Below are 26521 nucleotides of genomic sequence, written 5' to 3' on the forward strand. Positions count from 1 at the left end.
ACAGGACAGCATCATGGCAGGAATTTTAGGAACGGCATTGACAGGTCTGATGGCCTTTCAGCGTTCGCTGGATACCACCAGTCACAATATCGCCAACGTCAATACCGAAGGGTATAGCCGGCAACGGGTCGAATTAAGCGCACGCAATGCGTATTATTCGACCGAAGGCTATGTCGGGCAGGGCGTTAACGTTGCCAACATTACTCGAAGCTACGATCAATTCGTTAACCAACAGTTGAACGTCAGCACCTCGGCATATGCCGAATCGGACTGGCTTTCGGCAATGGCGTCGCAAGTGGATGCGATCGTCGCCGACAATGATTCAAGCCTGTCGGCTTCATTGGACTCTTTTTTCAGCGCGGTCCATAACGTCGCCAACGACCCGGCTTCCGTTTCGGCACGGCAGGCGATGCTGGACAAGGCGGATTTTCTGGCGCAGCAATTCAATACGCTGTCGTCTTATTTTGACGACTTCCGCGCTCAAACGAATGGACAAATGCAGGCGACGGTGGACGACATCAACTCGTATGCCCAAGCGATTGCCGATCTGAACGCCAGGATCGTCTCCGACACCGCCATGGCACCTGACGGGCAATTGCCCAATGATCTGCTCGATCAGCGCGATGCGCTGGTCACCAAGCTGGCCGAGAAAATAAACATTTCCGTGCTGAATCAGGACGACGGTTCGATCGGCATCATGATCGGCCAGGGCCAATCCCTGGTCCTGGGCGCGAACGCGTATGAACTGTCGTTGCAGGGATCGAGTACGGATGAGACCTACAAGGACGTGCTTGTCAACGGTCAAAAGATAACCCAGCAAATTACCGGGGGCGAGCTTTCGGGACAAATCAAATTCCGGGATCAAGTTCTGGATCCGGCTCAACAGCAGTTAGGCATGCTGGCCGTAGGGTTGTCGATTCAGATCAATTCGGTGCATACCCAGGGATTCGATTTAAACGGCGACGTCGGCAAAGACCTGTTTGTATTAGGAAGTTCGTCGTCCGGCGTGCCGGTCATTGCCGATCCCAATTTTGCCGGTGGCGGCAGTGTTTCAGTCTCGTACGATCCGGCCAATACGGCAAATCTGAAACCCAGCGACTATCGATTGGATTACGACGGCGCCAGCTATACTCTGACCCGCCTGAGCGACAACAAGGCGATCGACATCTCGGGGTTTCCCGGCAGTGCCGTCAACGTCGAAGGCCTGACTCTCAACTTGACGGCGGCTCCGTCAGGCGCGTCAAGCTTCCTGATAAGACCTGCATTCGACGCGGCCGGAAAGCTGGATCTGGCTATTTCCGATCCGAAGGAAATTGCCGCGGCGAGCAGCGCGCTGACCACGCCGGGAGACAATACCAAAGCTCTGGAACTGGCCAACCTGGGAACAAAGTCCGTGTTATCCGGCGGCCGTTCGACTTTCTCGGAAGCTTACGGGGAATTGATCAACAAAGTGGGTGCTTCGACTCAATCGGCGGCTGCCAGCCGTTCGGCTCAGGAGGTCCTGCTCAATCAGGCCAGGCAAACACGGGAAAGTCTGGCCGGCGTCAATCTGGACGAAGAAGCGGCCAACCTGATCCGGTTTCAAAATGCCTATCAGGCTGCGGCCAAAGCCATCTCGGTTGCCAATTCATTATTTGATACCATCATCAATGCCGTTCGGTAGGAGACTGTCATGCGAATTTCGACTTCATGGGCGCAACAACTGGGTTTAAATGCCATGCTCGATCAGCAGGCCAGATTGAGCAAGACCCAAATGCAGTTAGCCAGCGGCAAAAAGATCCTGACCCCCTCTGACGACCCGGTAGGGGCGGCTCGTCTCGTTGATCTTGACCATCGCATCAAGCAGACGGAGCAATACCAAAGCAATCTCGAATCGGCCAGACAACGGCTTTCGCTTCAGGAAGGCGTGCTGCAGAATGCGGTCGACGTCCTGCAGCAGGTGACCGAATTGGGCATGCAGGGCTTGAACGGCACCAATACGCCGAGCGACAGAAATTCCATCGCTATCGAAATGGAAGGGCTACGGGATCATCTCCTTAAGCTGGCCAATACCCAGAATGCCAACGGAGAATATATCTTTGCCGGTTTCAAGAGCAAGACGCCTCCTTTCACTCAAATTGCGGCTCCCGGCGGAGGGTTTTCCTATGATGGGGATTCCGGTCAGCGAAACATTCAAGTCGGGATGGAGCGAACGATTGCCGACGGCAATCCCGGCGACAGCGTTTTCGGAATGCCGGCGGGCACCCCGCCGGCTTCGGGACCGTCGCCTGGCCTGGAGAACGTCTTCGAGGCCATCGATAAATTCGTTTCGGATTTGAAAAATAACGATCCCCAGTCGTCGTCGCTGGACGATATTTCCCATGCCATGGATAGAATCATCAACGTGCAGTCGTCCACCGGCATAAGACTAAGCATTCTGGATCAGCAGGAAATGGCGAATTCCGATGATGCCCTCCACGCCGAAACGGTGCGTTCCGGCATAGAAGACATCGATTATGCCGAAGCGATCAGCCGGTTTAATGCTCAAACTTTAGCGCTGCAAGCGGCTCAGCAGACTTTTGCTCAAACGCAGAGATTATCGTTGTTTAATTTTATTAGTGGCTGAAATACGGTAAGAAATGCCTGGAATCAATTCTTATTGAAGGTTTCTTTCGAGAGACCGATTCAATCGTTGTCCGGGTTTATTTGGAAAAATGAATTTCTTTTCCTAATGCGTTTTCTTAAGCTTTGCCGCTAGTTAATAAAAAAGGTCGGAACTGATTTTTCGATTGGCCAATTTGAAATATGAAACAGACTTAATGTTGAACTCGGGCCCGGAAATGGAACAAGAATGCCTTCTCGAAATCGTTCAGATTGGACGGCAGCCGATCCTTGATCGTAATCAACAAACCTTTGGCTATGAGTTGCTTTACAGATACAACAATAAAGGAGCCGGGGAAGACGCCATCGATGGGGATTTAATAACTGCGCGGACGCTGCTTTTTACATTTCTGGAATTCGGCGTGAAACACTTGGTGGGCGATCACCGGGCGTTTGTAAATCTTACCAAGCAATTTTTTACTGACATGCATATTCCGATGCTGGATAAGGAACGGTTTGTGTTGGAGGTTTTGGAAAATATTCAAATCGATTCTGAACTTGTGAATGGGGTTCGGAAACTGCACAAGAACGGTTTTTGTATTGCATTGGATGATTATAGGTTTGAGTCTCACTGGGAACCCTTATTACCCTGTTGCTCTATAATTAAAGTAGACATTCAGGGATTAAATCTCGCTTCATTTGCTGAAGAGATCTCCGGATTAAAGGCGAAAGGATTGGTGCTGCTTGCCGAAAAGGTTGAAACGCACGCCGAGTATGAAATGGCTTTTGAGCTGGGTTTTGATCTTTTTCAGGGTTATTTTTTTGCAAAACCGCAAATTTTAAGCACTAGGCTGTTACAAACTAATCAGACTCTTCTGTTAAAGGTGATTTCCCGCATTAATGATCCCACCGTAGATCTTGATGAACTGGCCAAGCTGATTTCTTTGGATCCGAAACTCAGTTTCAAGGTATTAAGATTCATCAACTCGGCTTCTCTTGGTTTTACAAAAAGGATTAGTTCCATTCAACAAGCCGTCATGTATATCGGCTTGAAAAAACTGAGGGCATGGGCAAGCCTGTTTATTATGTCGGAAATGCAGAGTAAAAATTCCGAATTATTGAAAACCGGGCTGATAAGGGCAGAAATGTGCTATTTCATAAGCCGAGAGCTTGCCATCGATGATCCGGAGAGTGCTTATACAGTTGGACTGCTTTCCATTCTTGATGCCTTGCTAAATCGACCCTTGGATGAATTAGTCAAAGACATGCCACTGCCTGTTGAAATGACTCAAGCGCTTATTGAACGCACCGGGAAATACAGCATTGGCTTAAATTGCGTATTGGCTCTTGAACAAGGCCGGCCCCCGGAGGCATGCGAAGAATGGGTGACGCCGGACAAAGTGATAACCAATTATGTGAAAGCTATTGCCAATACCGAGAATATCCTGAATGAACTTGGCGGTTTACATTAATATTTTTGCAGGAACCGATTATTTCCTGAATTAAATCCTGAGCCTAACGGACTTACTGGAAATTGCAATCAGAAAGTGCAAAAAGTTCACGATAAGTCTTTTCGTCGGCGACGTGCTTCGGTTTCAGCGGGGCGGTCGACTATTAACAAATAGATGTTTGGTTGCAATGATCCGTAGGCTTTGCAAATTCTTCCAGGAGTTTGGCTTATACAGAAAGGTTGCTTGTTCACAAATTTTTCTTCACTAATTCTTAAAGAGAAAATTGCATGTTCGTCATTATTGGTTACATCGTGGTTGTGGGCGCTCTTCTGGGCGGCTATCTGGGAGCGGGCGGGCACATAGGCGTACTGGTGCAGCCGTTCGAATTCCTGATTATCTTCGGAGGAGCGGTCGGAGCCTTCATCGTTTCGAACAGCCCGAAGATCCTGAAAGCGACCATGGGCGCACTGGGCAGCGCCTTCAAAGGCACCAAGTACACTAAAGAGTTTTATCTCGAAACCCTGACCCTGCTGAACAATATTTTCATCAAGATAAGGCAGCAGGGACTGCTGGCCATCGAAAGCGATATCGACAGCCCGAATGAAAGCCCTATTTTCAGCGCCGCCCCCAACGTAATGGCGGATCACCATGCCATGGAGTTCCTCACTGATTATCTTCGGCTGATGGTGGCCGGCAATTTCGACGTCCATCAAATGGACAATCTGATGGACCTCGACATAGAAACCCATCACGAAGAAGAACACTTGCCGATCGGAGCGCTCTCCCGGCTGGCGGACGGTTTGCCGGCTTTCGGGATTATCGCGGCCGTTATGGGCGTGGTTCATACCATGGGATCGGTGGGTAAACCTCCGGCCGAGCTGGGCCAACTGATCGGCGCGGCTCTGGTCGGCACTTTTCTGGGAATTCTACTTTCCTACGGTTTCATCGGTCCCCTGGCCGGCCTTCTGGAGCAGAAACTGGGAGAGTCGACCAAATACTATCAGAGTATAAAAGCCGGGCTGATCGCCTCCATGAACGGCTACGCGCCGCCGGTGGCCGTGGAGTTTGCCCGCAAAGTCATGTTTTCGACCGAGCGTCCTCCTTTTGCGGAGCTTGAAGAACACCTGAAAAATAATAAAGCTACCGGTTAAGCGAGCCAAGAGGCCGACATGAGCGAAAACAAACCCGTTATCATCAAAAAAATTAAAAAAGGCGGTCATGGGCATCATGGCGGCGCCTGGAAATTGGCTTACGCCGATTTCGTCACGGCGATGATGGCGTTTTTCCTGCTGATGTGGCTGTTGGGGACGACGGAGCCTTCGATCCGCCAGGGTATTGCCGATTATTTTACCGATCCGTGGCGGCCGTCTCTTGCCGGCGGCGCGAACACGGGCGACGCCACCAGTCTCATTCAGGGAGGCGGGCAGGACGTAACCCAATCCGAAGGGCAGGTCAAATTGACCAACGAAGGCAAGCAGCAGACCGTTGCCGACGCCAGCGATAACGATACCGATGAAGAGGCGGAACGGCTCGACATCAACCATCTAAAAAAACTGAAGGAAAAAATCGATAACTTGATCGAAACCAATCCTCTTCTGAATCAGTTCAAGAGCCAACTGAAGATCGATTTTACCACTGAAGGACTACGGATTCAGATCATCGATAAGGAGAAAAAAGCCATGTTCAACACCGCCAGCGCCCGGATGGAGCCTTACGCTGCGCAGATCCTCGACCAATTGGCACCGGTCATCAATGAACTGCCGAACCGGATCAGCGTTTCAGGCCATACCGACAGCGTGCCGTTTCCCGGCAACGGCGAAGGCTATACCAACTGGGAACTCTCCGCCGATCGGTCCAATGCGGCCCGGAAAGAATTGGTGCGGGGCGGCTTGAAGGACGAGAAAATCATTCGCGTGGTAGGGCTCGCTTCCAGCGTGCATTTGGACAGGGACGATCCCTACAATCCAATGAATCGGCGCATTTCGATCATCGTATTGAACAAAAAAACCGAAGAGGGCATCGTCAATAGCGCCAATCTGGATGATTTCACCGAGGATTTGTTAAAAAAGAATACGCCGCCGGCGGCCGAACCGATTAAAGCGGACGCAGCCATGCCGGTATCGGTTAAACAATAGCTGGTTTCATGCGGGCATCCGTTGCGTGCAAGGCTTTGCTGGCTCAGACAGGTGCCTTCTTGTTGGCGTTTCTGGCCTTCAAGGCCGGCCCGTTACTCGGTTTGGCTCCGGGTCCGTTATTCCTTGTCGCTCTCCAGAGTGCTTTTGCCATCTTTTTGAGCGGACTTCTTCGTCTGCCGTGGTGGTGGCTGATCATTCAGGGCCTGTTCCTTCCCGCCGTTTTGTTTACCTTGAGCCTGAAAATGCCACCGGTATTTTTTCTGGTAGCCTTTATTCTGCTCTGCCTGTTCTATTCGAGCAATATCCGGGAAAGAGTTCCCCTGTATCTGTCCAACGAGACGACCGGCCAGGCATTGGAAGAATTGTTGCCGAAACAGCCTAGTTTCAACTTTCTCGATTTGGGCAGTGGCCCGGGCGGCTTGGTGACCTATCTGGCCAAGCGAAATTCATTCGGTACGTTTCATGGGGTTGAATCGGCGCCGGCCTTATTTCTGATCAGTTGGCTCAGGCTAAGGAAAACATTCAACGCCAACGTCCGCTACGGCAATTTGTGGCGGGAAAATCTGGAATCCTACGACGTCGTCTATGCTTTTCTTTCCCCGGCCGCCATGCCCGAATTGTGGCGAAAGGCTAAAAAAGAAATGCGCCGGGGCTCGCTGTTCGTCAGCAATTCGTTTGCCGTTCCCGGCGAAAAACCGGCACGGACCCTGCGGTTAAAAGATGCGCGGCGAACCCGTCTGATGATCTGGAAAATGTAAAGAGATCCCGGCTGCCGTTCCGGAAAACGATCACACTTCAAACAAACCGGAGATCAACAACAAAACGCCGCGTGATTTTCCATACACCAGATTTATAGCTTCGGGAAGATATCGGATGGAGTTATTGAAGAGTAACTCTTTTAGGTGGTACTGAGTTACCCCCAATGTTACCCCAACTTACCCCCGATTTCCAGCGTACTTAGTTGCACTTCGTTGGACAATAAAAAAACCGCTAAGCCTTGAAACTTGCGGGTTTTAGAATCTCGTTGAATCAGTTTGAACTCACCGATGGAGGCTGCGACCGGAATCGAACCGGTATAGACGGCTTTGCAGGCCGCTGCATAACCATTTTGCTACGCAGCCATGGCGATTAAATGAAAAAGCCGCGAATATCGCGGCTTTTATTGATAATTTGGAGCGGGAAACGAGATTCGAACTCGCGACCCCAACCTTGGCAAGGTTGTGCTCTACCACTGAGCTATTCCCGCGCTTCAATTTATTCGGCTATTATAAGGCTTTTTTTTGAGCTGTCAAACAATATCTTTATTGAATATCGATCGCTAAAGCCCAGCCCGTTTTGCCTTTGCATTCGCCTTCTTCGACAGAGACTTCGGCAAAGGTATTTTCGGTTCCGAAAGCATCCTGCAATTTCAGAACCTTAACCGGCGTTCCCTGTGCGAAATGCTGGCAGGTACCGGTTCTGTCGGCTTCTTCGGTATCGTCATAGGCAGCCAGGGTGCCGGGAGCGGAGACTAACCGGATGGTAGCTGAAGGGTCGTAAGTATTCACGCTTTTCAACACATAGCGTTGGCCAACCTGAAGATTTTTAATGGTAGGACCGGTAGGCTGGCTGGGTGCTCCGCTTTCTCCGCCGCTGAATAGGCCTATTACCAGCAAAAGAGCGATACCTCCAACCGCACCAAAAAATACCTTTGGATTTTTTTCTTTTAAACTTAATGCGGAAGATATTAAATTGCCGGCAATATTTTTTGCTGATTCTACCGATTTTTTAGTACTTTCTTCTATCTTGGCGTTTTCTTCTTTTTTAGCGTTTTCTTCACTCATTTCTCATCCTCACGATTTTTGTAATTTTATTTATATCTTTATAAGTGCACTTCAAACCCGGCGGTTCACGTCCGTTTTCTTTCATGTTCTATATCCATGACATGAGTCTGGATTGCCCGATTTTAATGCAAAATAGACTTACGAGCCCACGCCCCTTATCATCATTAGTTTGCCAAAATTAGGCCTGACAGACAAACGAACGGGTGATATTTTTTTAAGTAGACGTTCCCTTTTGAAGGTTTTTCATGGAAAACAAAAGCTCTTTTATTCCCATTAACGTCTACTTAATTGAACAACTTACCACGATGAAAAAACTTTTCAAGTGCTTTATGCGTTGTTTTGTTAATTCGGGCAGAGTCCGGGGAACTAAATAAAATCGTACCCTTTCTTCGCCGGAGTCTGCTTTTCTTTTTCGACGATTCGGATGCAATTGAATTGCCAGTAGCCCAAGCCTATGTTTTTTCTATAATGCAGCTCAACCGGAAATTCTTCGCCTTTCACTTGCAGGCGTATCACATCGCCCTCTTTTAGAAGAAAACTGTCGGTAATGATGAAGGTTTTTTCACCGTCGGTTCCGCTGTGAGAATACATAAGCGCTTTTTGCTGGTCCTCTTTGTTCACTGCATTGGGCAGGGAATAGGAAACCGAGAAAAACTGGGGCGTCAGGAATTGAACGCCGAAATGTATCTTGGGACTTTGCTTGTTCACCACGATCTTGTTGACGATGCCGATCGCGCGCTGCTCGCTTGGGCTTCCTGTTTTTCTGAAACTGATCAGGCTTCCGACGGACAGCATTCCCGCTTGTTCGAAGTGACAACTCAACAGACTGTCGGAGTCCGTTTCGGCGACAAGTTCCAGAGAAGAATCGACGGAGAGGGGCATCGAGTTTTTAAGGGCATGGGTCGCGGCCAGACCGATGGCGACGTATCGGTCTAGCCGATCGCTGAACAGCGCCGAACTCTGCAATTTTATTCCGGACCAGCGTTGTGTCAGATAGTCAAGGAGTTCGGCAGTCGGCTGATCGTTCTTGGGGAACAAATGCATGGAGCTGAAGCGGCCTTCCACTGAATAGCTCGAGCTTAATTTCTGTTTAAGAGCTTTATATAAATTGGAAAAATCCAGGTACAAGACGGTATGACCCTCCTCGACGGACGTTTCGGCATGAAACTGGGGCGGCCTGTCTTCTTCGGCAGGGATCAGGCATTGCACGGGCTGGCCGGCAATGGGTCTGGGATGCAGGCTGACTAAGGGCGATACGGTTTCGATAAAGCTGAAGACCTGCGGGATTTCTCTCTGCATCAAGCCCGTAGGTTCGGTCAGGCTCAATAACAGGATCTGTTTGTAACATTCCTCGGGCGAGCTTTTGGTATTGGGCTGGCTCGGGTCCAACACTACGGTTTTGGTGCTTTTATTCAGCTTGACGCTGAGCCGGTAAAGCGAATGGATGTCCAGCCATACCCAGGCCGGTATCGGCAGGCCCATGATGAAATGGCTGATGATGATGTTGCTTAACAGCCGGATACAGCGTTGTATCGCCAACGCCACGTTCTTTCCCTGTAGCCAACTGACAGACTTTTGCGTCAGTTCCCTGACCACTATCCAATAGCCGATGGCGAATTCCTTTTCAATCGAGACCAGAACGGCGAGAATTTTATGATCGTTTTCTTCTTTGGGAAAACCCGCTTTGGTCAGTCTGAAGCGAAGATTGTCTTCGACCGCGGAAATGCTCGGATGCAGGCGTTCGAGCATGTCCAGCCTAAGCTCGGTCGGCATCTCGATAGTGTTGGATTCGATGACGAAGTCGTGTAGAAGGCGGGTGGCCAGACCCGGATTGCCGGCCGGCAGTTCGGAAATCCAGTGTTGCAGCGATTTGGCTTCGAATTCGACAAGGCGTTGAGGATCGTTGTGGCGCTTTGGAATAACCAGGAAAAAGGAGTTCTTCACATGCTCACCGGAGAAGTTTATGCGGTCAGTCTCAATAGAAAGTCTTAGTGTAGCAGCTAATTAAAGTGCCCGGTGTGACGTCGACGTAAAAAATGGATTATTAAGGAAAATTTGTCGGTCGGTAAAGTTCAGAAATACAAAAATTCCCCGGTCAAGCACCGCCTTTTTTTACCATCATGCCTTTCGAGGGATTATAGCCAATAATTGCAATACTGATGAAGACGATAAAAGAAACCAGGGTATAAATGAACGCCGGTTGGTTATATTGCGCGTATAAAGCAAACCGGACCAGTTCCACGGCTTGGGAAAAAGGATTGTATTTGGCCAGCGTATACAGCAAAGGGCTGGATTCTTTTATTTTCCATAAGGGATACAGCGCGGTGGACATGAAAAACATCGGAAAAATTACAAAATTCATGACGCCGGCGAAATTTTCCAATTGTTTGATGAACGAAGACAGCAGCAAGCCCAGTGCGCCCAGCATCAAGCCCGACAGCAGCAAGGCCGGCAGCACCCACAGATAGCCGAGCCAGGGCGCCCTGATCTCATAGGCCCAGGCGATGGCCAGGAACACGTAAGCCTGCAGCACCGACACGCTCACTCCCGCCAGTAACTTGCTCAAGAGCAAAAACCAGCGGGGCAAGGGAGAGACCAGCAGAATCCGCATGCTGCCCATTTCCCGGTCGTATACCATCGACAAGGAGCTCTGCATGCCGTTGAACAACTGGATCATTCCGATCAGGCCGGGCGTAATGTAGACTTCGTAGAGAATATAGGTTTCGTACGGCGGTGTAATGGCGAGGCCCAACGCCGCCCTGAAGCCTGCGGCAAAAACGAACAGCCAGATCAACGGCCTGACCAGGGCCGATACGAAGCGTTCCCGCTGGGTGAAAAAACGCCAGCATTCGCGCCAGACAATGCCCCATAGCGCGCGCCAGTAATGCAGTAAGTTCACGCCTGATTTCCCCCTTGAGTCAGTTTGAAAAAAGCGTCTTTAATCTGTAGGCAGCCGGTAAGCTGCAGAATGTCGTCCACATTGCCCTGGGCCCGAATCACGCCTTTGTGCAATACGATGACCCGGTCTTCCGGATAAATTTCGTCGATCAGATGGCTGGCCCAGAGCACGGCGATGTTTTCCTCGGCGGCCAGGCGGTGGACGTGTTCCACGATCGCCAGGCGGCTCGGCACGTCCAGTCCGACGGTCGGTTCATCGAGCAGCAGCAAGGCGGGCTTATGAATGAGTGCCCGGGCAATTTCCACCCGCCGGCGATGGCCGCCGTTCAGTTGGCGTATTTTTTCGAAGCGACGCTCGTACATATCCAGCCGTTCCAGTTCCTGCCTTATCCGTTGCCTCGCCAGTTTTCCGCCCATGCCGTGCAGTGACGCGTGATAGCGTAAATTTTGCATCACCGTCAGATCCAGATCCAGCGTGGGTTGCTGAAACACCACACCGAGTTTCGCCAAAGCTTTCAAAGTCTGTTTTTTAATGTCGAAACCACAAAGCTCGATGCGCCCGTTGCGGGCATCGTACAAACGGGTGATCAATGAAAACAGAGTGCTTTTGCCGGCTCCGTTAGGGCCCAGCAGCAGGGTGCAGGCGCCGGAAGGAATGCTGAAGCCGACCCGGTCCAGCGCTTTTTTGCCGCTGTATGAAAAGTCCAGATTGTCTACCACCAGTGCCGGAGTCGTCATGGCTTCACCGCAACGCCCCACGGATAGGTGCCCACGCCGATCGATTTGGTGACGGTCAGGCTGGGCAGATCGATGATGGACAGGTCGTTGCTCACCCCGTTGGTGGTGTAAAGCCGTTGTTGATCGGGCGAGAAGGCCAGATTCCAGACCCTTTGCCCGACCAGAAGAAATTTCTCGACTTCCAGCGTTTCGGCATTGACCACGGCGACGCGGTTGGCAGGCCCCAGGGCGACATAACCTTTTTTTCGATCTTTGTCGATCACCACGCCGACCGGCTGGATCTTATCCGAGGTCACGCCCGGAATTTCGAACCGGACAGTCTTGATGATTTGTTTGGTTTTAACGTCGATGACGGACAGGCTGCCGGCCATTTCGGAAGTAACCCACAATTGCCCGCTGTCGGAGGTGAAGCTGACCGCGCGGGGCCTCGGGTCGACCAGCGTGTTTTCGGCGATCTCCTGGGTTTTCGCGTCGATCCAGTGCACCATGTTGGTGGTTTCGGTAGCGCTGACGATCCAGCGATTGTCCGGGCTGACCGTAATGCCTTCGGGTTCGACGCCGACCTTGATCTGCTTGACCGCCTTGCGCTTGGCCGGATCGATGACGGTGACCTGGCTGTCGTCTTCATTCGAGACGTAAAGCCGGTCGCCCGCAGGGTTCAGAGCAAAGGTTTCGGGATCTTCTCCGGACGGCAGTTTGCCCAGTTCTTTCAAGGATTCGGCGTCGAACATCCGGATCGTATCGTCGTCGCTGGTGGCGATATAAAGGATTTTGTGGTCGGGGCTGAGGGCGATGCCGCGCGGCCTTTGCCCCACGGGCACGGTTTTGATCAGTTGGCCTTTTTCGGGGTCGACGACCGCCAGGGCATTGTCTTTTTCCAGGGTGACGAAGACGGTTTCCGCCCGTGGCGCGCCGGACGGCGGAAGCCAGAAGGCCGCTGCCAGCAACGCGGCCGCTGTGTTTGTGGTAACGCCGCGTCGGACGTTCCGGGCCGAAGTGGGGCAGGCGGGTGCCGGCGTTGAGTGCGGAACGGAATGACGAAGCGGCCGCTTCAGGGAGTTCAACGGATTATTTTTCATTGCCTTTTGCCATGTTACATGTCGATTCGGGTTGATCGTATCCGAGCGTATCCAGTTCGGTTTTCGGGTGCAGAAAGCCTTCGATCGGCGCCACGCCGACCAAAGAACGGGGAGCGGCCAGCAATACCGGCTGCCGTAATTGTCCGTCCCAGCGCCGAAAAGACAGAGGCACGCCTTTATAGCCCTGCAAAGCGAACGCATCGCCGAAAAGATAGTCCTTGATCGGCTGCCATTGCCCGGACCGGGTACGGGTGGCCGCTTCACCCAACGCTCTGACCGCCAGATAGGCGCCGTAATCCTGCTCCTCCATCCAGCGCCCGGCGTGTTCCTTGAAGCGGTTCTGCAATTGCACCGCGCCCCACTGTTCGTGAGTACGGTGCCAGGAAGTCGCGATGAGTCCCTGGGTGCCGATGACCGGCCTCGGCAGCCAGGTGCGATACTCGAGATATTCGCCGAACTGGCCTTGTTCGTCGGCGACGACCAGGATGTCGTAGTCATCGACCTGGGTAAAGACCGGAACGTCGGACTGGGCGGTTCGCCGCGCATCGTACGTATGCTCCCAGGTTTTTTCGGCAACGATGTCCATGCCGAAGCGTTTGGCGGCGCGCCGAATGGCTTCGGCATACAGGCGGTCCCGTTCGTCCGGCCCCTGGACGAGAAACCAGTGCGTCCAGCGTTTTTTCAGCATGTATTGCGCCAGGGCGTCGGCCCGCATGGCTCGCGTCGGCAGGAAGTGCAAGACATTGGCCCGGCAATGTTCGTTGCGTAAGGCATCGTCGACCGTGGCTACGTCGAGCAGCAGCGTACGGCTTGCCGAAGGCGAGTCGGCGAGCTGCAATAATTTGTTTTCAGGCAAATTGACCACGACGAAGTCGAATTTGCCGCTGATGCTTTGTTTGAATATTTCGACGGGATCTTCGCTCAGCGGCACCAGAAATTTTTTCAGGACAAAATGCTGCTTGAGAAACTGTCCGGTCGTGTTGTTGTCGTCGATGGCCAGTTCCGCACCGGGCTCGCCTTTATTCGCGATAAAAGGATCCAGATTGGACAGGGCCTTGGGCGCTTCCTGTTCTTGCGTCAAATACGCTATATGGATCGTACTGATCGTTTGGCCGGCTTTTTTCGCATGGGCGGAGCCGCCGGTTATCAATAAAAAAACGAATAGAATTCTTGTCAATCCAGAGAAAAAATGAGCGATGAACGGCATGAGGATGAAAAAATGAATGTACCGGAAAAGCATTTTAACGGATTTACCGATTTTTATTTAGCCCAGGATAGGGTTAAACTAAAAAAGATTTGAAATTTAGTCAGTTAACGCCAATACTAAAAGCGCCATTCTATCTACTCGTTGTGATCCATGACTGATCTTGCTCCTTTTTTCGAATCGATCGACGATATTTTAAATTTTGATCTCGATGGATCCGAGAGTAAATTTGACAATCGGCGGGTCGCTACTCGATACATCCGTAACGACATCCAGGCCGTTTTTTATAAAATTGATTTCCTGACTCGTTTCGGCTTTAATTTTTTTCGCCGTTTGATTCAGGTCCAATTGCTCGACATCAGTACGCGCGGGGTGTTAATCTCGACGGATCAAAAGCTCAAGAAAGGGACCCGAGTCGTTTTGGGATTAAAATTCAAATCCGGCCAGACTTTCCGGATCAAAGCGGTGATCGTCAGGAAAGCGTCGGAATCGGATTATGAATACGGAATCAAGTTTAACGAATGTCACAATGAGCTGGGCGATTATTTGGTGTCGACGCAGAGCGAATTGAAGTTCAGATGAAGCGCCTGCGGAAAGGATGATACCCTCCTACGGGTGCTTGAATTGATCGGTTCTAAGCAGATTCCCTTTCATGATTGAATGTTAGCCGGCTAAAACCGGGCCTTGCCGGACGGCTTGCGTGGTTTGTTCGCTCCGTCGATCCTTATTGAAACTTATGCCTGAACGTCATCCCCATGATTTCCATTAAATTGAGCGGCCTTTTCGTTTACCCCGTTAAATCCCTGGCGGGCATTTCCGTGCCTCGCTGGCCGGTGGTTGAAACAGGCCTGAAGTATGACCGGAAATGGATGATTGTTGATGAAAGCGGGCAATTTCTCAGTCAACGCAAGATGGCCAGTCTGGCTTTAATCAAAACCTCTCTGACCGAGAGCGAGTTGATTCTTTCGGCTCCGGCGATGAAAGATCTTGTTTTGCCTCTGGAAAGCGGGGAGGGCGATCTTGTCCCGGTTACGATCTGGCACGACCAGGGTTTTGCCCGTACCGTTTCTTCCGAAGCCGACCGATGGTTGAGCCGTTTTTTACGTATGGACTGCCGGCTGGTACGCCAGCCCGACGACGAAATACGCAAAGTGGATCCGGCCTACGGCGGTCCTGCCGACCGAGTGGCTTTTTCGGACGGTTTTCCTTTTTTGCTGGTTTCGGAGAATTCGCTGGCTTCATTGAACGAAGCCATGCGGTTGATCCTGCCGATGTCCCGTTTTCGCCCCAATCTGGTGGTTTCCGGATGCGCCGCCTATGCGGAGGACGCCTGGCGCGAGATCGGCATCGGCGCGATCGGGTTCAGGCTGCCCAAGCCCTGCTCCCGCTGCGTGGTGCCGACGATCGATCAGGAGACGGGGGCGATGGGGAAAGAGCCGCTGGCGACGCTCAATCGAACGAGAAAATGGCAAAATAAAGTCTATTTCGGCCAGAACGCCCTGCATGACCGATGCGGCGAGTTGCGCATCGGAGATGAGGTCCGGATTAAATCGACCGGACCGCAGCAGCCGCCTCTTTAAGTGTTTTCCGGCAGATCCGGCTGTGCTCCGCCGAGCGAATGAACCTGCTGAATATCGGCGGTTCCGGCTTTTGCCTTCCATCGTGTTTTCCGTTTCCATGAAAAGCGATTCTTTTTTCAATTTGTTCTTGCCCGCGTTGAGCCGTCGCCAATGGCTCAAGGGAATGATTTCCGGCGGCATGATGCTGGCCTTGCCCTCCTGGCTTAAAACCGGTCTCGGCAAGCCGGCAAGAGAACCTGTGCCGGTACTTGGCGGCAACGAGTTCAAACTGGTCATCGCCAGGACGCCGGTCAATTTTTCCGGCAAAGAGCGCCTGGCCATCACCGTCAACGGCTCGTTGCCCGCGCCGATACTGCATTGGCGGGAAGGCGACACGGTGACTCTGCACGTTGAGAACCGGCTCGACGAGGAAACGTCGATTCACTGGCATGGCATCCTCCTGCCCTACGACATGGACGGCGCGCCCGGCGTCAGCTACAAGGGGATTGCCCCGGGTGAAACCTTCAGCTACCGCTTTAAAGTCCGCCAGTCCGGCACGTACTGGTACCATTCGCATTCGGGCATGCAGGAGCAGGTCGGACTCTATGGCTCTATCGTGATCGATCCTTTAAATCCGGAGCCGGTCGAAGCCCATCGCGACTATGTCGTGCAACTGTCCGACTGGACCGACGAAGACCCGATGGCGGTTTTCGCCAAATTGAAGAAGCAGAGCGACTATTACAACTTCAACCAGCCTACGGCCGTCGATTTTTTTAAAGACATCAGGCGCCAGGGATTCTTCTCCGCTCTCGAGCAGCGCCGGATGTGGAATCGGATGCGCATGAGCCCGACCGATTTATCCGATATTTCGGCCCATACCTACACTTATCTGATCAACGGCGCGACCCCGGACGACAACTGGACTGGTGTGTTCCGGCCGGGCGAAAAGGTACGGCTGCGGCTGATCAATTCCGCAGCGCAGACTTATTTCGACGTGCGCATTCCGGGGCTCAAAATGACCGTGGTGCAGGCGGACGGGCAGAGCATCGAACCGGTCGACGTGGATGAGATCCGGATCGCCGTCGCCGAAACCTACGATGTGATCGTCACTCCGACGGAAGAGGCCCATACCCTTTTTGCCCAATCCATGGATCGGACCGGCTATGCCCGGGGGACTTTGGCAATACGCCCCGGCATGACCGCGAAGATTCCGGAACTCGACCTGCCGGTTCCCTTGTCCATGTCGGACATGATGGGCGCCATGGAACACGGAGAACACGCCGGACATGCCGGCCACGTTGCTTCCGGAAAACGGATACAGGCGCATCATGCCCGCAGCGAATACGGCGCCGGCGTCGACATGCGCGTGGACTGGCCGCGCACCAATCTGGACGATCCGGGCATCGGCCTGAGAAACAACGGCCGCAGGGTATTGACCTACGCCGACCTGCGCACGTTGGGAGGCGCGCCCGATCCCAGGCCGGCCGAACGCGAGATCGAGCTCCATCTGACCGGCAACATGGCCCGCTACAGTTGGTCCCTGGACGGACTCGAATTCGGCAACTCGACGCCGATCCATTTCCGCCACGGCGAGCGCCTGCGAGTGATTCTGGTCAACGACACGATGATGACTCATCCGATGCATTTGCACGGCATGTGGAGCGATCTGGAAAGCCCCGGCGGCGGTTTTCAGGTGCGCAAGCACGTCATCAGCGTGCAGCCGGCCCAGCGGGTCAGTTTTCTGGTCACGGCCGATGCGCCGGGGTATTGGGTATGGCATTGCCATCTGTTTTATCACATGCATGCCGGCATGTTCCGAGTGGTCGTCGTGGCATGAGCGATTGTTTTCACCGGCGGTTATTCATTTCCGCGTTTGTGCGGATATTCCGGAATGAGGCGGACAGGACATGAAGCGGAGACTGACGCGCCTTGCGGCGGCTTTTGTCCTGATCTGGCCGCCTCTGGCGGGGGCTCAGGAAGATCAGGCGCATCCGGATAGCCCTATGGAACATGAAGGGCATTCCGAAGCCATGAGCCATTCCGCGCCGGAGAACGAACCGCCGGCAGCGGAACCCGGCGAATCTACCGAGGCCTCGTTCCCGGACAGCCCTCCGGAGCAGAATCAGGAAACCATGCCGCCTATGGATCATACCGGGCACAAGATGCCGCCGATGCCTGCCGATCAGGCCGAAGCCTCTCATTCCTCTCCCGGCACGGAGAGGCCCGAGCACGGGTCCGCCGCGATGCAGGGCGGATCGCCGCCCCCGGACGCGCGGGATCCTGCTGCGTATGCCGAAGGTTACGGTTTCGGCCCCCTGCCGCCGCCGGAAATGGCCGACGTGGAGTATTTCAACGCACTTCTCGTGGACCGGCTGGAAAGTCTGAGCACCGGCAGTACGACCTTCATGACCTACGATTTTCAATATTGGTGGGGAAAAACTTTTGACCGGGCGCTGGTCCGTGCCGAAGGGGACATCGACGACGGCACTTTTCAGCACGCGCGCACCGAATTGCTCTGGGCGCATGCGGCGGACCCGAACTGGGATACCCATCTGGGCATTCGCTACGACAAAGGCTTCGGTCCCGACCGAGGTTGGCTGGCGCTGGGGGTTCAGGGGATGGCGCCTTACTGGGTATACGTTGAAGCGACCGCCTACGTGGGCGAGGAAGGCAGAACGGCATTCCGGCTGGAAACCGAATACGACGTATTGCTGACGCAGAAACTGGTCCTGCAGCCCCGTACGGAGGCGAACTTTTACGGCAAAAAAGACCCCGCGCGCGCTTTGGGGCATGGATTATCGGATCTTTCCATCGGCCTGCGCCTGCGATACGAAGTCTGGCGCGAGCTGGCACCGTACATCGGGATCGAGTGGGCCGGCCGGTTCGGGGATACGGCGGATTATTTAAGAAACGCCGGCAACCGTACCGATGAAATACGGGCGGTTGCCGGGGTGCAGTTTTGGTATTGATCGGGCTGCGCTCGGGCTTCGGAAATCCGCCGCCGTCGGTCAGCTCTGAGCAATAAAGGCATTGATGATTTCGATGGCGTTCGCCATGCCTTTGTGCAGATTGTGCTCGATTTCCGCCATGGTGATTTCTTCGCCCGATTTTCCCGCCGCTTTGTTGGCGATGACCGCCATCGCCGCATACTCCATGCCGAGTTCCCTGGCGAGGGCAGCTTCCGGCATGCCGGTCATGCCGACCACGTCGCAGCCGTCTCTTTCCATGCGGAGGATTTCCGCCGCCGTTTCCAGGCGGGGCCCTTGCGTGCAGCCGTAGGTAGCGACGGGAGTCACCGGAATCCTGGCTGCCGCCGCTGCGGTGATCAGCCGGGCGCGAAGCGTCTGGCTGTACGGATAGCTGAAATCGATGTAACCGGCCGGCTGGTCGTCGTCTTCGAAAAAGGTATGCTTGCGTCCGTAACTGTAGTCGATGATCTGGTCGGGAATGGCGATGTGGGCGGGTGCCATGGCCTCGGTGATGCCGCCGACCGCGGCCACTGCGATGACGGTTTTCACGCCCAGATGTTTCAATCCGAACAGATTGGCCCGGTAATTGATTCGGTGCGGCGCCAGAAGATGCGGATTGCCGTGTCGGGCCAGAAACACGACGGGCTTGCCCTGAATCGCTCCGACGACGTAATCGGCCGAAGGAGAGCCGTAAGGCGTGGTGATCCGTTCGTTTCTCTCGATGGTCAGACCGGTGATGCGGGCTAAACCGGTGCCGCCGATGATGGCCAGAGGACTCATCAAATGGTCTCCTTGCAGGCATAGATGCCGGCAGCGTTGCGTAAATAGCCTTTATAGTCCATGCCGTAGCCGAACAGATAACGGTTCTCGGTTTCCAGACCGACGAAGTCGGCTGTGATCGGTTTCTTGTGGTCGAGTTTCTTGTCGATCAGAACCGCGCTCAGAACTTCCGTAGCGCCCTGCTCCAGGCAATAGGCCACGATCGCTTTCAACGTGATGCCTTCGTCGAGAATGTCGTCGAGGATCAGAACGGTTCGGCCAGCAAGGGGCGTGCCCGGTTTCAGTTTCCATTCGAGACAACTGCCCGAAGTCTGGTTTCGATACCGGCTGGCGTTGATGGCGTCGATCTCCAGCGGCATGGTCAGGCGGGGAATCAGTTTGCCGGACATCACGATGCCGCCGTTCATGACGCAGAGCAGCAGAGGATTTCGGTCCGCCAGAGAGCGATTGATGGTCTCGGCCATTTTGTCGAGCGCCGCTTCGACTTCCGCTTCGGAATAGAGTCGGTCCGCCGTGGCCTGTACATGTTGGATTTCTTTAAGCATAGTTATTCGTTGCGTGAAGGATTCGATAGGAAAGCTGCTGCCATTGTTCGGTTTGCATCAGTTGTTGAAAATTGAATTGCGGTTTGCCCTGCATCCGGTTGAGCCGTTGCTCCCGCTCGGGGTCTGCGGTGATCGGCAACGCGTCCAGCACTTCCTCGGCGGCCTTGGGGTTGTTGCAGACCAGCAGCATGTCGCAGCCGGCTTGCTGTGCGGCTCTGGCCCGTTCCGAATAACCGCCGGCGGCCGAGGCGCCCGCCATGCTCAGGTCGTCGCTGAACACGACGCCGTTGAAATGGAGTTCCCCGCGCAATATCTGTTGAATCCAGAACCTGGAAAATCCGGCCGGATCGGGAGCGATCTTCGGATAAACGACGTGAGCCGGCATGATGCCTTCCACGCCTTCTTCGATCAGCCGCTTGAACGGAAACAGGTCCTTGGCGCGGATGCTGTCGAGATCGCGGTCGTCTACCGGCAGGGCCAGATGCGAATCCGCCGAGACCGCGCCGTGGCCCGGAAAATGTTTTCCGATGGCGGCCATGCCTGCTTTGCGCATGCCTTTTCGAAAAGCGCCGGCCAGTATGGCCGCCCGTTCGGGATCGCTCGAAAAGGAACGGTCGCCGATGACTTCGCTGATCCCGCAATCGACGTCGAGCACCGGAGCAAAACTGAAGTCGACGCCGACGGCCAACAACTCCGAGGCCATCAGCCAACCTGCCGCTTCGGCGACTTCCGGCTCGGCCCGGTCATAAAATGCCGCGGGCGGAAGACGGGTAAACCCTTGCCGGAAACGCTGGACCCGGCCGCCTTCCTGATCGACGGCAATGAGAATCCGGCCGTTGCGGGCGGCGCGAATGCTGTCGATGAGCTCGGTGATTTGTTCCGGACTTTGATAGTTGCGCGAGAAGAGAATCACCGCGCCGGTATTGGGATGATTGAATTTTTCTTGTTCATGTGGTGCCAGCGTCAAGCCTTCGACGTCGAGCATGACGGGACCGATCGGAAGTGTTTTGGTCATGGTGACGAGATAAGTTTCAGTCAGTAATAAAAGTCTGCCGGTTGTCCGGTTTCATTGAAAGCGGGGTTTTGAAAGTTATTTTATCCCGTGATGAACGGGCTCGTATCGTTGCCCGGACAGGGCCGGTCAGGCCGATCCCAAGGAAAATGAATGGATGCTTGGGTGCTCTCCCCACTGTTTTTCGCCGGCCTGCTACCGCAGAGGATAAGCAATGTTGCGCATTTGTCTGAGTATCCAGTGTTGCCGTTCGATCAAATAGCCGGAAGGGCGAGCGACCTTGAGCCGCAACGGATTCGGCAGGGATGCCGCCAGCAGCGCGGCCTGGGGCCGGCTCAGATTGTTGGCGGGAATGCCGAAATAATGCCGGCTGGCCGCCTGGATGCCGAAAACGTGATCGCCGAATTCGGCAATGTTCAGATAAACCGTCAAAATGCGTTCCTTACTCCACAGCAACTCGATCAGCAGGGTGAACCAGACTTCGAAGCCCTTGCGAAGAATGCTTTTGGAAGGGTTTAAAAATAAGTTTTTGGCGACCTGTTGGGAAATGGTGCTGGCGCCTCTCAGTCGTCCCCCGTCGATGTAAATGTCGATGGACGATTGTATCGATTGTAGATCAAATCCCGAATGTTGAAAAAAACGCTGATCCTCCGAAGCGATGACGGCGCGGTAAGCATTCGGGGAAATTTGCTCCGAGCTTACCCATTGATAATCGATCGGACGCCAGATCCGGTTTTTAACCATGTCTTCCACATGCCGAAAGAGCATGAAGGCCGAGGAAGGCGGCGGCGTCCAGCGTAACAGGGCGCAGATCATGATGCTTGAAAAGGCAAAGGCGAGGAATCCGTAGTAAATTCCGTTGCGCAGTCTGGCACCGAGTTTTGAAGGAAATTTCCGGCGGGAACCAGCTTTCCGGGATCGTTTTTTTCTGGCCGACACAAAAGTTATCATAGGGCTGAGGATTTTTCTCGACTCCATTCGAAGCCTGGAGTTTGTTCCATATGATAAAGCCTTTGTTCCGGCTTGAATACCGTCGAAACATCATGGCCCGTTTTTTCTGCGGCGCTTTCCCGTGACGTCGTGCCGGGAACCGAACGGATCAGGAATAATTTTCGTCATGAGAGCGGGCTGGAAAAAAAATTATTGAACGGCCATCAAATGAATGGATTTATCATTCAAGGACAAGGATAATAAGGTTTATTCTAAAAATTCTAGAGGACACGAATATGACATCAATCTGGATCCTTGTCGCCGACAACAGCCGAGCCCGTATATTTACCACCGAAAGTTCTTCTGCGCCGTTACAGGAATTGGAAGATTTGACCCACGCCGAAAGCCGGCTGCATGACCGGGAAATCACTCAGGACTTGCCGGGCAGGCACACGGGGACCGGGGGTACCGGCCATCCTTACGATTCGGCCACCGACCCCAAAAAATACGAAGCCGTTCAATTTGCCCATCAGATCATCGGCTATCTGGAAGAGGCCCGCAACGCCAACCGATTCGATCGTTTGATGATTGTTGCCGAGCCTTCCATGCTGGGATTGCTGCGCAAGGAAATGCCGGAGCAGATCAAAAAGCATGTCACTTTTGAGCTCGACAAAAATATTACGACGCAGAGCGCGGCCGAAATTCGCGATCACTTGCCCGAATATCTGCCGAGACTTGAAGAAATGTGAGAAGAAGGGTTGAATTGGCAACAGCCCGCCCCATATACCAGTGCTGTTACCGTGAAAATCGAAAGATGCCAGTGGAGTAGGAGCGGCTCTAGCCGCGATTAAGCCTTGGTCGCGGCTGAAGCCGTTCTCACAGATGATGTTCATGATTCGGGGTGACGGAAGCCACTTCATGCCGGTTAAGTTAAGCTGTCGGACTAGCGGGAGCTACTAAGCCGGCTTTGCCCATATTACCGGTTTCTTAAATTAAATGGGTAATTCTTAATGCGGAAAAGACGGGAATGGCTCAAAGGAATCGGTCCGTTTTTCGAATGAAACCGGATCGGCGCCGGACTCGTTCGCGATACAAAGAATACTTTGCCGCAGCCGTTATCTTCCGGGCAAGAGCCGCTGAAGACCAAAGTATGGTATCGAGTCGTTAACTTGTTTCAGTCAAATGAATTTCTCGAATCCGTCATCAACGCCGATGCCGGGATTCGGTCATTGCTCAAAAGCAGGCCGCCGTCCCGCGCGCTCGGGAACAATCGATCGTTTTACCACTCCTATTGCTTGCTCCTCGGTATTGGATTCGGGCACAACAATCGCAATAAAGATCAATGTTCGGGTCGAGGCAACTGAGTTACCTCAGTTTTTGGCGTGACCGAAACAGGATAAATGAAGCAACTGGCCGATAAAAGTTTTCTCACTCATGCCGTATCGCTCGTTCTTGTCGTAGCGGGCTATCTCATTCCTGTTCAACAGGACTTGATTAAATCGATCGGGTTTTTCGCTCTCTCGGGGGCAATGACCAACTGGCTCGCCGTTTACATGCTGTTTGAAAGGGTGCCTCTTCTGTATGGATCGGGCGTTATTCCAGGCCGTTTCGAAGAGTTCAAGCGGTCCATCAGGGAATTGATGATGCAGCAGTTTTTTACGGTCGGCAATATTGAACGGTTTATTGAGGCCGAGGAGCAACAGGGCGCTAAGCTATTGAATCTGGAACCTTTGCTGAACGCCGTCGATTACGAGCGTATTTATCAGGGACTGGTTTCGGCGATCATGGGCTCTTCTTTTGGCGGAATGCTGGCCGTGCTGGGAGGAAAGGAGGCTTTGGCGCCGTTAAAGGAGCCGGTCATCGATAAATTGCGGGCGGTTCTGGCCGGAATAGCCGAGTCGGAAAGTTTTACTGTTGCGTTAAAGCATGGGCTGGATGCGCATAAAATTGGCATGGATATTGTATCTAAAATTGAAAAGGTTATCGACAAACGGCTGGATGAGATGACGCCTCAAATGGTCAAGGAAATGGTTCAGGCCATCATTCGCGACCATTTGGGATGGCTGGTCGTATGGGGCGGTTTTTTCGGCGGTTTGATGGGGGCGTTGTTCGCTTTTGCTTGATGGAAGCTGTTGATCTTGTTTATACGGAATTCGGAAAATCCGCTTCCGAACCTCTCGTCATTCTGCACGGTTTTTTTGCATCGTCCCGTAACTGGCGGCAAATAGCGGAAAAACTGTCGGATCAGTTTCATGTCTACGTGCCGGACATGAGAAATCATGGTGCATCGCCTCATCATCCGGTCATGGATTATTCCGCCATGGCGGCGGACTTGAGACAATTTATCGAACGGCATGGCTTGACAAGGGTCAACGTGTTGGGCCACAGCATGGGCGGCAAGATCGCCATGTGGTGTGCGCTTAATGAGCCTAATCTGTTCAAGAAACTGATCGTCGCCGATATTGCCCCGGTCGGTTACAGCCACCGCTTCGAGCGCACGATACAGGCGCTGAAGGACTTGCCGTTGACTGAGCTCAACAGTAGGAAACAGGCCGAGTTCCGACTGGCTGAAGAACTGCCCGATCCGGCTTACCGCCAATTTTTGTTGCAAAATCTGGTGTTGTCCGAGGGGCGGTATCGGTGGCGGGTCAATCTCGATATATTTTATAATGCGGCTTCGAACATTACCGCGTTTCCGGATACCGATCAATTGGCGCCTTATCAGGGTAAGGTTTTGTTTATCGCAGGGGAGCATTCCGATTTTGTTAAAATGGAAGACGTCGCGCCTTTGTTTCCCACGGCGATTTTTGACACAATTCCCGATGCAGGGCATTGGCTGCACGTGCAGCAGCCGGAAATCTTTATAAAAACAGTAGGAAATTTTTTGAAATTCTGTTAAAAATGACTTTTAGTTTAGAGTCGGATCTCTAAAGATATCGTCTACGATCAGGCCTTTTACTGGGCTTCAAGATGCTTATTTTCATGCCGATGGATGAAAATGGGTTGCCATTAAGGTTAAAATAGGCTAACGACCATTATAATTGACTGTTAAACAGTTGTGTTGTCAGGCCATTACAGTTATCTTAAATAACTTTCAATAACAATAACTAAGGAGAAGTCGGATGTCCAAAGGCCAAAATTTGCAGGATAATTTTTTAAATACGCTTAGAAAAGAACATACGCCTGTGTCAATTTTTCTTGTGAATGGCATCAAACTGCAAGGGAAAGTCGATTCATTCGATCAATATGTCATCATGCTGAAAAATACCGTGAGCCAAATGGTATACAAACACGCCATTTCCACTATCGTTCCGGGCAAAGCGGTAAAATTTACTCCGGAAAGTGAAGTTGAGGAAGATTGATTTTCCTTTTTGTTGTTTCTCCTGCTTCACTTGTTGTCATCGCCTCGCCGGAGTGGTGAGTTTATTATTCTTGTCTGCCGTATGGAGTTTTTGTGTTTGATCGTCCCGATTCGGGTGAGCGCGCCGTTCTTGTTCACCTGACCCTTCATTCCGGGCCGGAAGATCTTTTAGAGCTAAAAGAATTAGCCAGATCGGCAGGAACCGATCCTGTTCATGTTGTTACCGGGAGCCGCAAAAGCCCCGATCCGAAATATTTCGTAGGAGAGGGTAAACTCGAGGAGATTAAGTCCAGTTTAAGTGCGTTCGACGCCGATATCGTCTTGTTTAACCATGCCTTGTCGCCCAGCCAGGAACGCAATCTGGAAAAGGCGCTCGGCGTGAGGGTGGTCGATAGAAACGGCCTGATTCTCGATATATTCGCCCAAAGAGCGCAGACCTTCGAAGGAAAATTACAGGTGGAACTGGCTCAGTTGAAGCATTTGTCGACCCGTCTCGTGCGGGGATGGACCCATCTGGAACGGCAAAAGGGCGGCATCGGTCTGAGAGGGCCGGGCGAAACGCAGTTGGAAACCGACCGGCGCCTGATCGGCGTGCGCATCAAGCAGATACAGAGCCGTCTGGAAAAGGTCGACCGGCAGAGGCACCAGGGGCGGAGCAAAAGAAAGAAAGCCGAAATCCCGGCCGTTTCCCTGGTCGGTTATACCAATGCCGGCAAATCGACTTTGTTCAACCGGTTGACCGGAGCCGATATTTATACTGCCGACCAGTTGTTCGCCACGCTGGATCCCACCTTGCGCCACTGCGCCTTGCCCAATAACAGTGAGATCGTCCTGGCGGATACGGTCGGATTCATCAGGCATCTGCCTCATGAGCTGGTGGCGGCGTTCAAGTCGACTTTGCAGGAAGCCAGCGAAGCCGACTTGTTGTTGCACGTCATTGACGCTCATGTCGAAGATCGCGAGGCTACCGTGGTCGAGGTCAACAAGGTGTTGGGAGACATTGACGCTGGCCGGATCAAGCAATTGGAAGTTTATAATAAAATCGATTTACTGGATAATGTGTCTCCCAGAATTGACCGGGACGAAGCCGGCGCTCCGCTGAGAGTCTGGCTGTCCGCCCAATCGGGCGCGGGTATTGACCTGCTTTATCAAGCCTTGTCCGAACTGTTTTCCACCGGAAAAATTAAAATGCATTGTCATTTGCAGGCCGATCAAGGACAGGCCAGGGCAAAAATTTATACTTGCGCAAAAATTATTAGCGAGCATATTGATGAGGACGGAACGAGCGAATTGGTCGTCGAAATCGACGCCAAGCACCTGGGTATGTTGAAGTCGGTAAAATGTGAGCGGATAGGGTAGGAAGCAAGGTTCCGGATGTGGCATCTTGCGCCCTGTTTAAGATAGAATGCCCGATTGCATGAACAACCTCAAGGATAGCGCTCCGTTCTTTATGATAA

The 26521-nt window shown here is 52.9% G+C and carries 25 protein-coding genes and 2 tRNA genes; 15 read left to right on the forward strand and 12 right to left on the reverse strand.

Annotated features, from left to right (window positions below; genetic code table 11):
- The first annotated feature begins 13 nt into the window (after nucleotides 1-13).
- The 6 genes from flgK to A3OW_RS0122665 all read left to right on the forward strand — a co-directional run bounded on the left by flgK (nucleotide 14) and on the right by A3OW_RS0122665 (nucleotide 6924).
- Nucleotides 14-1663, forward strand: a complete 1650-nt coding sequence (gene flgK, locus A3OW_RS0122640) for a flagellar hook-associated protein FlgK (protein ID WP_026223864.1) — start codon at nucleotides 14-16, stop codon at nucleotides 1661-1663.
- Nucleotides 1664-1672: 9 nt separating this feature from the next.
- Nucleotides 1673-2605 carry a flagellar hook-associated protein FlgL gene (gene flgL, locus A3OW_RS0122645; protein WP_020565749.1) on the forward strand — a complete coding sequence of 311 codons (933 nt, stop codon included), beginning with the start codon at nucleotides 1673-1675 and terminating at the stop codon, nucleotides 2603-2605.
- 163 nt (nucleotides 2606-2768) lie between these two features.
- Complete coding sequence (locus A3OW_RS0122650; protein WP_232422421.1) at nucleotides 2769-4052, forward strand: EAL and HDOD domain-containing protein; 1284 nt, start codon at nucleotides 2769-2771, stop codon at nucleotides 4050-4052.
- A 266-nt stretch (nucleotides 4053-4318) separates the two neighbouring features.
- Nucleotides 4319-5182 (forward strand): flagellar motor stator protein MotA, encoded by an 864-nt coding sequence (gene motA, locus A3OW_RS0122655; RefSeq protein WP_020565751.1) that lies wholly within the window; start codon nucleotides 4319-4321, stop codon nucleotides 5180-5182.
- A gap of 18 nt (nucleotides 5183-5200) precedes the next feature.
- Nucleotides 5201-6166 carry a flagellar motor protein MotB gene (gene motB, locus A3OW_RS0122660; protein ID WP_020565752.1) on the forward strand — a complete coding sequence of 322 codons (966 nt, stop codon included), beginning with the start codon at nucleotides 5201-5203 and terminating at the stop codon, nucleotides 6164-6166.
- Nucleotides 6167-6174: 8 nt separating this feature from the next.
- Nucleotides 6175-6924 (forward strand): class I SAM-dependent methyltransferase, encoded by a 750-nt coding sequence (locus tag A3OW_RS0122665; protein ID WP_020565753.1) that lies wholly within the window; start codon nucleotides 6175-6177, stop codon nucleotides 6922-6924.
- Between the two features lie 289 nt (nucleotides 6925-7213).
- Here the strand turns inward: A3OW_RS0122665 and A3OW_RS0122670 are convergent.
- From A3OW_RS0122670 to A3OW_RS0122705, 8 genes are all read right to left on the reverse strand, one after another.
- Nucleotides 7214-7287 (reverse strand) — tRNA-Cys (locus tag A3OW_RS0122670).
- 50 nt (nucleotides 7288-7337) lie between these two features.
- Nucleotides 7338-7412, reverse strand: a tRNA-Gly gene (locus tag A3OW_RS0122675).
- A 55-nt stretch (nucleotides 7413-7467) separates the two neighbouring features.
- On the reverse strand, nucleotides 7468-7989 hold the full coding sequence (locus A3OW_RS0122680) for a hypothetical protein (RefSeq protein ID WP_020565754.1): 522 nt from the start codon (nucleotides 7987-7989) through the stop codon (nucleotides 7468-7470).
- Nucleotides 7990-8355: 366 nt separating this feature from the next.
- Nucleotides 8356-9933, reverse strand: coding sequence for a hypothetical protein (locus A3OW_RS0122685; RefSeq protein WP_020565755.1), 1578 nt, complete (start codon nucleotides 9931-9933; stop codon nucleotides 8356-8358).
- Between the two features lie 151 nt (nucleotides 9934-10084).
- Nucleotides 10085-10888, reverse strand: a complete 804-nt coding sequence (locus A3OW_RS0122690; RefSeq protein ID WP_020565756.1) for an ABC transporter permease — start codon at nucleotides 10886-10888, stop codon at nucleotides 10085-10087.
- Nucleotides 10885-11625 (reverse strand): ABC transporter ATP-binding protein, encoded by a 741-nt coding sequence (locus A3OW_RS0122695; RefSeq protein WP_020565757.1) that lies wholly within the window; start codon nucleotides 11623-11625, stop codon nucleotides 10885-10887. Before A3OW_RS0122695 ends, A3OW_RS0122690 begins: the two co-directional genes overlap by 4 nt.
- Nucleotides 11622-12704 (reverse strand): PQQ-dependent catabolism-associated beta-propeller protein, encoded by a 1083-nt coding sequence (locus A3OW_RS0122700; RefSeq protein ID WP_020565758.1) that lies wholly within the window; start codon nucleotides 12702-12704, stop codon nucleotides 11622-11624. The genes A3OW_RS0122695 and A3OW_RS0122700 overlap by 4 nt, the downstream gene beginning before the upstream one ends.
- Nucleotides 12694-13872: an ABC transporter substrate-binding protein gene (locus tag A3OW_RS0122705; protein ID WP_408605679.1), complete on the reverse strand. Its 1179-nt coding sequence runs from the start codon at nucleotides 13870-13872 to the stop codon at nucleotides 12694-12696. The genes A3OW_RS0122700 and A3OW_RS0122705 overlap by 11 nt, the downstream gene beginning before the upstream one ends.
- A 189-nt stretch (nucleotides 13873-14061) precedes the next feature.
- Here A3OW_RS0122705 and A3OW_RS0122710 point away from each other — a divergent pair, with 189 nt between their 5' ends.
- The 4 genes from A3OW_RS0122710 (at nucleotide 14062) to A3OW_RS0122725 (ending at nucleotide 18436) form a co-directional block, all read left to right on the forward strand.
- Nucleotides 14062-14490 (forward strand): PilZ domain-containing protein, encoded by a 429-nt coding sequence (locus tag A3OW_RS0122710; RefSeq protein WP_020565760.1) that lies wholly within the window; start codon nucleotides 14062-14064, stop codon nucleotides 14488-14490.
- A gap of 173 nt (nucleotides 14491-14663) precedes the next feature.
- Entirely contained in the window at nucleotides 14664-15488 is an 825-nt protein-coding gene (locus A3OW_RS0122715; protein WP_020565761.1) for an MOSC domain-containing protein, read from the forward strand.
- 97 nt (nucleotides 15489-15585) lie between these two features.
- Nucleotides 15586-17304: a copper resistance system multicopper oxidase gene (locus A3OW_RS0122720; RefSeq protein WP_026223867.1), complete on the forward strand. Its 1719-nt coding sequence runs from the start codon at nucleotides 15586-15588 to the stop codon at nucleotides 17302-17304.
- A 70-nt stretch (nucleotides 17305-17374) separates the two neighbouring features.
- Nucleotides 17375-18436, forward strand: a complete 1062-nt coding sequence (locus A3OW_RS0122725; protein WP_020565763.1) for a copper resistance protein B — start codon at nucleotides 17375-17377, stop codon at nucleotides 18434-18436.
- 39 nt (nucleotides 18437-18475) lie between these two features.
- On the opposite strand, the gene A3OW_RS0122730 is transcribed toward A3OW_RS0122725, so the two are convergent.
- The 4 genes from A3OW_RS0122730 to mtgA all read right to left on the reverse strand — a co-directional run bounded on the left by A3OW_RS0122730 (nucleotide 18476) and on the right by mtgA (nucleotide 21751).
- Nucleotides 18476-19216 carry an S-methyl-5'-thioinosine phosphorylase gene (locus A3OW_RS0122730; protein WP_020565764.1) on the reverse strand — a complete coding sequence of 247 codons (741 nt, stop codon included), beginning with the start codon at nucleotides 19214-19216 and terminating at the stop codon, nucleotides 18476-18478.
- On the reverse strand, nucleotides 19216-19761 hold the full coding sequence (locus tag A3OW_RS0122735) for a hypoxanthine-guanine phosphoribosyltransferase (RefSeq protein WP_020565765.1): 546 nt from the start codon (nucleotides 19759-19761) through the stop codon (nucleotides 19216-19218). Before A3OW_RS0122735 ends, A3OW_RS0122730 begins: the two co-directional genes overlap by 1 nt.
- On the reverse strand, nucleotides 19754-20776 hold the full coding sequence (gene nagZ, locus A3OW_RS0122740; RefSeq protein ID WP_020565766.1) for a beta-N-acetylhexosaminidase: 1023 nt from the start codon (nucleotides 20774-20776) through the stop codon (nucleotides 19754-19756). Before nagZ ends, A3OW_RS0122735 begins: the two co-directional genes overlap by 8 nt.
- 192 nt (nucleotides 20777-20968) lie before the next feature.
- On the reverse strand, nucleotides 20969-21751 hold the full coding sequence (mtgA, locus tag A3OW_RS0122745; protein ID WP_157385953.1) for a monofunctional biosynthetic peptidoglycan transglycosylase: 783 nt from the start codon (nucleotides 21749-21751) through the stop codon (nucleotides 20969-20971).
- Nucleotides 21752-21999: 248 nt separating this feature from the next.
- Between mtgA and A3OW_RS0122755 the strand changes: the two genes are divergently transcribed.
- The 5 genes from A3OW_RS0122755 to hflX all read left to right on the forward strand — a co-directional run bounded on the left by A3OW_RS0122755 (nucleotide 22000) and on the right by hflX (nucleotide 26423).
- On the forward strand, nucleotides 22000-22452 hold the full coding sequence (locus tag A3OW_RS0122755) for a host attachment protein (protein ID WP_020565769.1): 453 nt from the start codon (nucleotides 22000-22002) through the stop codon (nucleotides 22450-22452).
- 651 nt (nucleotides 22453-23103) lie between these two features.
- Nucleotides 23104-23826, forward strand: a complete 723-nt coding sequence (locus tag A3OW_RS0122760) for a hypothetical protein (RefSeq protein WP_020565770.1) — start codon at nucleotides 23104-23106, stop codon at nucleotides 23824-23826.
- Entirely contained in the window at nucleotides 23826-24602 is a 777-nt protein-coding gene (locus A3OW_RS0122765; protein WP_020565771.1) for an alpha/beta fold hydrolase, read from the forward strand. Before A3OW_RS0122760 ends, A3OW_RS0122765 begins: the two co-directional genes overlap by 1 nt.
- Nucleotides 24603-24825: 223 nt before the next feature.
- Complete coding sequence (gene hfq, locus A3OW_RS0122770; protein ID WP_020565772.1) at nucleotides 24826-25065, forward strand: RNA chaperone Hfq; 240 nt, start codon at nucleotides 24826-24828, stop codon at nucleotides 25063-25065.
- A 92-nt stretch (nucleotides 25066-25157) separates the two neighbouring features.
- Nucleotides 25158-26423 (forward strand): ribosome rescue GTPase HflX, encoded by a 1266-nt coding sequence (gene hflX / locus A3OW_RS0122775; protein ID WP_020565773.1) that lies wholly within the window; start codon nucleotides 25158-25160, stop codon nucleotides 26421-26423.
- The last annotated feature ends 98 nt before the right edge of the window (nucleotides 26424-26521 follow it).

It is taken from the genome of Methylosarcina fibrata AML-C10 (assembly GCF_000372865.1).
GTDB classification, from domain to species: Bacteria; Pseudomonadota; Gammaproteobacteria; order Methylococcales; family Methylomonadaceae; genus Methylosarcina; species Methylosarcina fibrata.

Coding starts and splice junctions, on each gene's coding strand:
- flgK (WP_026223864.1), top strand. CDS start 14: ATGGCAGGAATTTTAGGAACGGCATTGACAGGTCTGATGGCCTTTCAG.
- flgL (WP_020565749.1), top strand. CDS start 1,673: ATGCGAATTTCGACTTCATGGGCGCAACAACTGGGTTTAAATGCCATG.
- motA (WP_020565751.1), top strand. CDS start 4,319: ATGTTCGTCATTATTGGTTACATCGTGGTTGTGGGCGCTCTTCTGGGC.
- motB (WP_020565752.1), top strand. CDS start 5,201: ATGAGCGAAAACAAACCCGTTATCATCAAAAAAATTAAAAAAGGCGGT.
- A3OW_RS0122665 (WP_020565753.1), top strand. CDS start 6,175: ATGCGGGCATCCGTTGCGTGCAAGGCTTTGCTGGCTCAGACAGGTGCC.
- A3OW_RS0122680 (WP_020565754.1), bottom strand. CDS start 7,989: ATGAGTGAAGAAAACGCTAAAAAAGAAGAAAACGCCAAGATAGAAGAA.
- A3OW_RS0122695 (WP_020565757.1), bottom strand. CDS start 11,625: ATGACGACTCCGGCACTGGTGGTAGACAATCTGGACTTTTCATACAGC.
- A3OW_RS0122700 (WP_020565758.1), bottom strand. CDS start 12,704: ATGAAAAATAATCCGTTGAACTCCCTGAAGCGGCCGCTTCGTCATTCC.
- A3OW_RS0122710 (WP_020565760.1), top strand. CDS start 14,062: ATGACTGATCTTGCTCCTTTTTTCGAATCGATCGACGATATTTTAAAT.
- A3OW_RS0122715 (WP_020565761.1), top strand. CDS start 14,664: ATGATTTCCATTAAATTGAGCGGCCTTTTCGTTTACCCCGTTAAATCC.
- A3OW_RS0122720 (WP_026223867.1), top strand. CDS start 15,586: ATGAAAAGCGATTCTTTTTTCAATTTGTTCTTGCCCGCGTTGAGCCGT.
- A3OW_RS0122725 (WP_020565763.1), top strand. CDS start 17,375: ATGAAGCGGAGACTGACGCGCCTTGCGGCGGCTTTTGTCCTGATCTGG.
- A3OW_RS0122730 (WP_020565764.1), bottom strand. CDS start 19,216: ATGAGTCCTCTGGCCATCATCGGCGGCACCGGTTTAGCCCGCATCACC.
- A3OW_RS0122735 (WP_020565765.1), bottom strand. CDS start 19,761: ATGCTTAAAGAAATCCAACATGTACAGGCCACGGCGGACCGACTCTAT.
- nagZ (WP_020565766.1), bottom strand. CDS start 20,776: ATGACCAAAACACTTCCGATCGGTCCCGTCATGCTCGACGTCGAAGGC.
- mtgA (WP_157385953.1), bottom strand. CDS start 21,751: ATGGAGTCGAGAAAAATCCTCAGCCCTATGATAACTTTTGTGTCGGCC.
- A3OW_RS0122755 (WP_020565769.1), top strand. CDS start 22,000: ATGACATCAATCTGGATCCTTGTCGCCGACAACAGCCGAGCCCGTATA.
- A3OW_RS0122760 (WP_020565770.1), top strand. CDS start 23,104: ATGAAGCAACTGGCCGATAAAAGTTTTCTCACTCATGCCGTATCGCTC.
- A3OW_RS0122765 (WP_020565771.1), top strand. CDS start 23,826: ATGGAAGCTGTTGATCTTGTTTATACGGAATTCGGAAAATCCGCTTCC.
- hfq (WP_020565772.1), top strand. CDS start 24,826: ATGTCCAAAGGCCAAAATTTGCAGGATAATTTTTTAAATACGCTTAGA.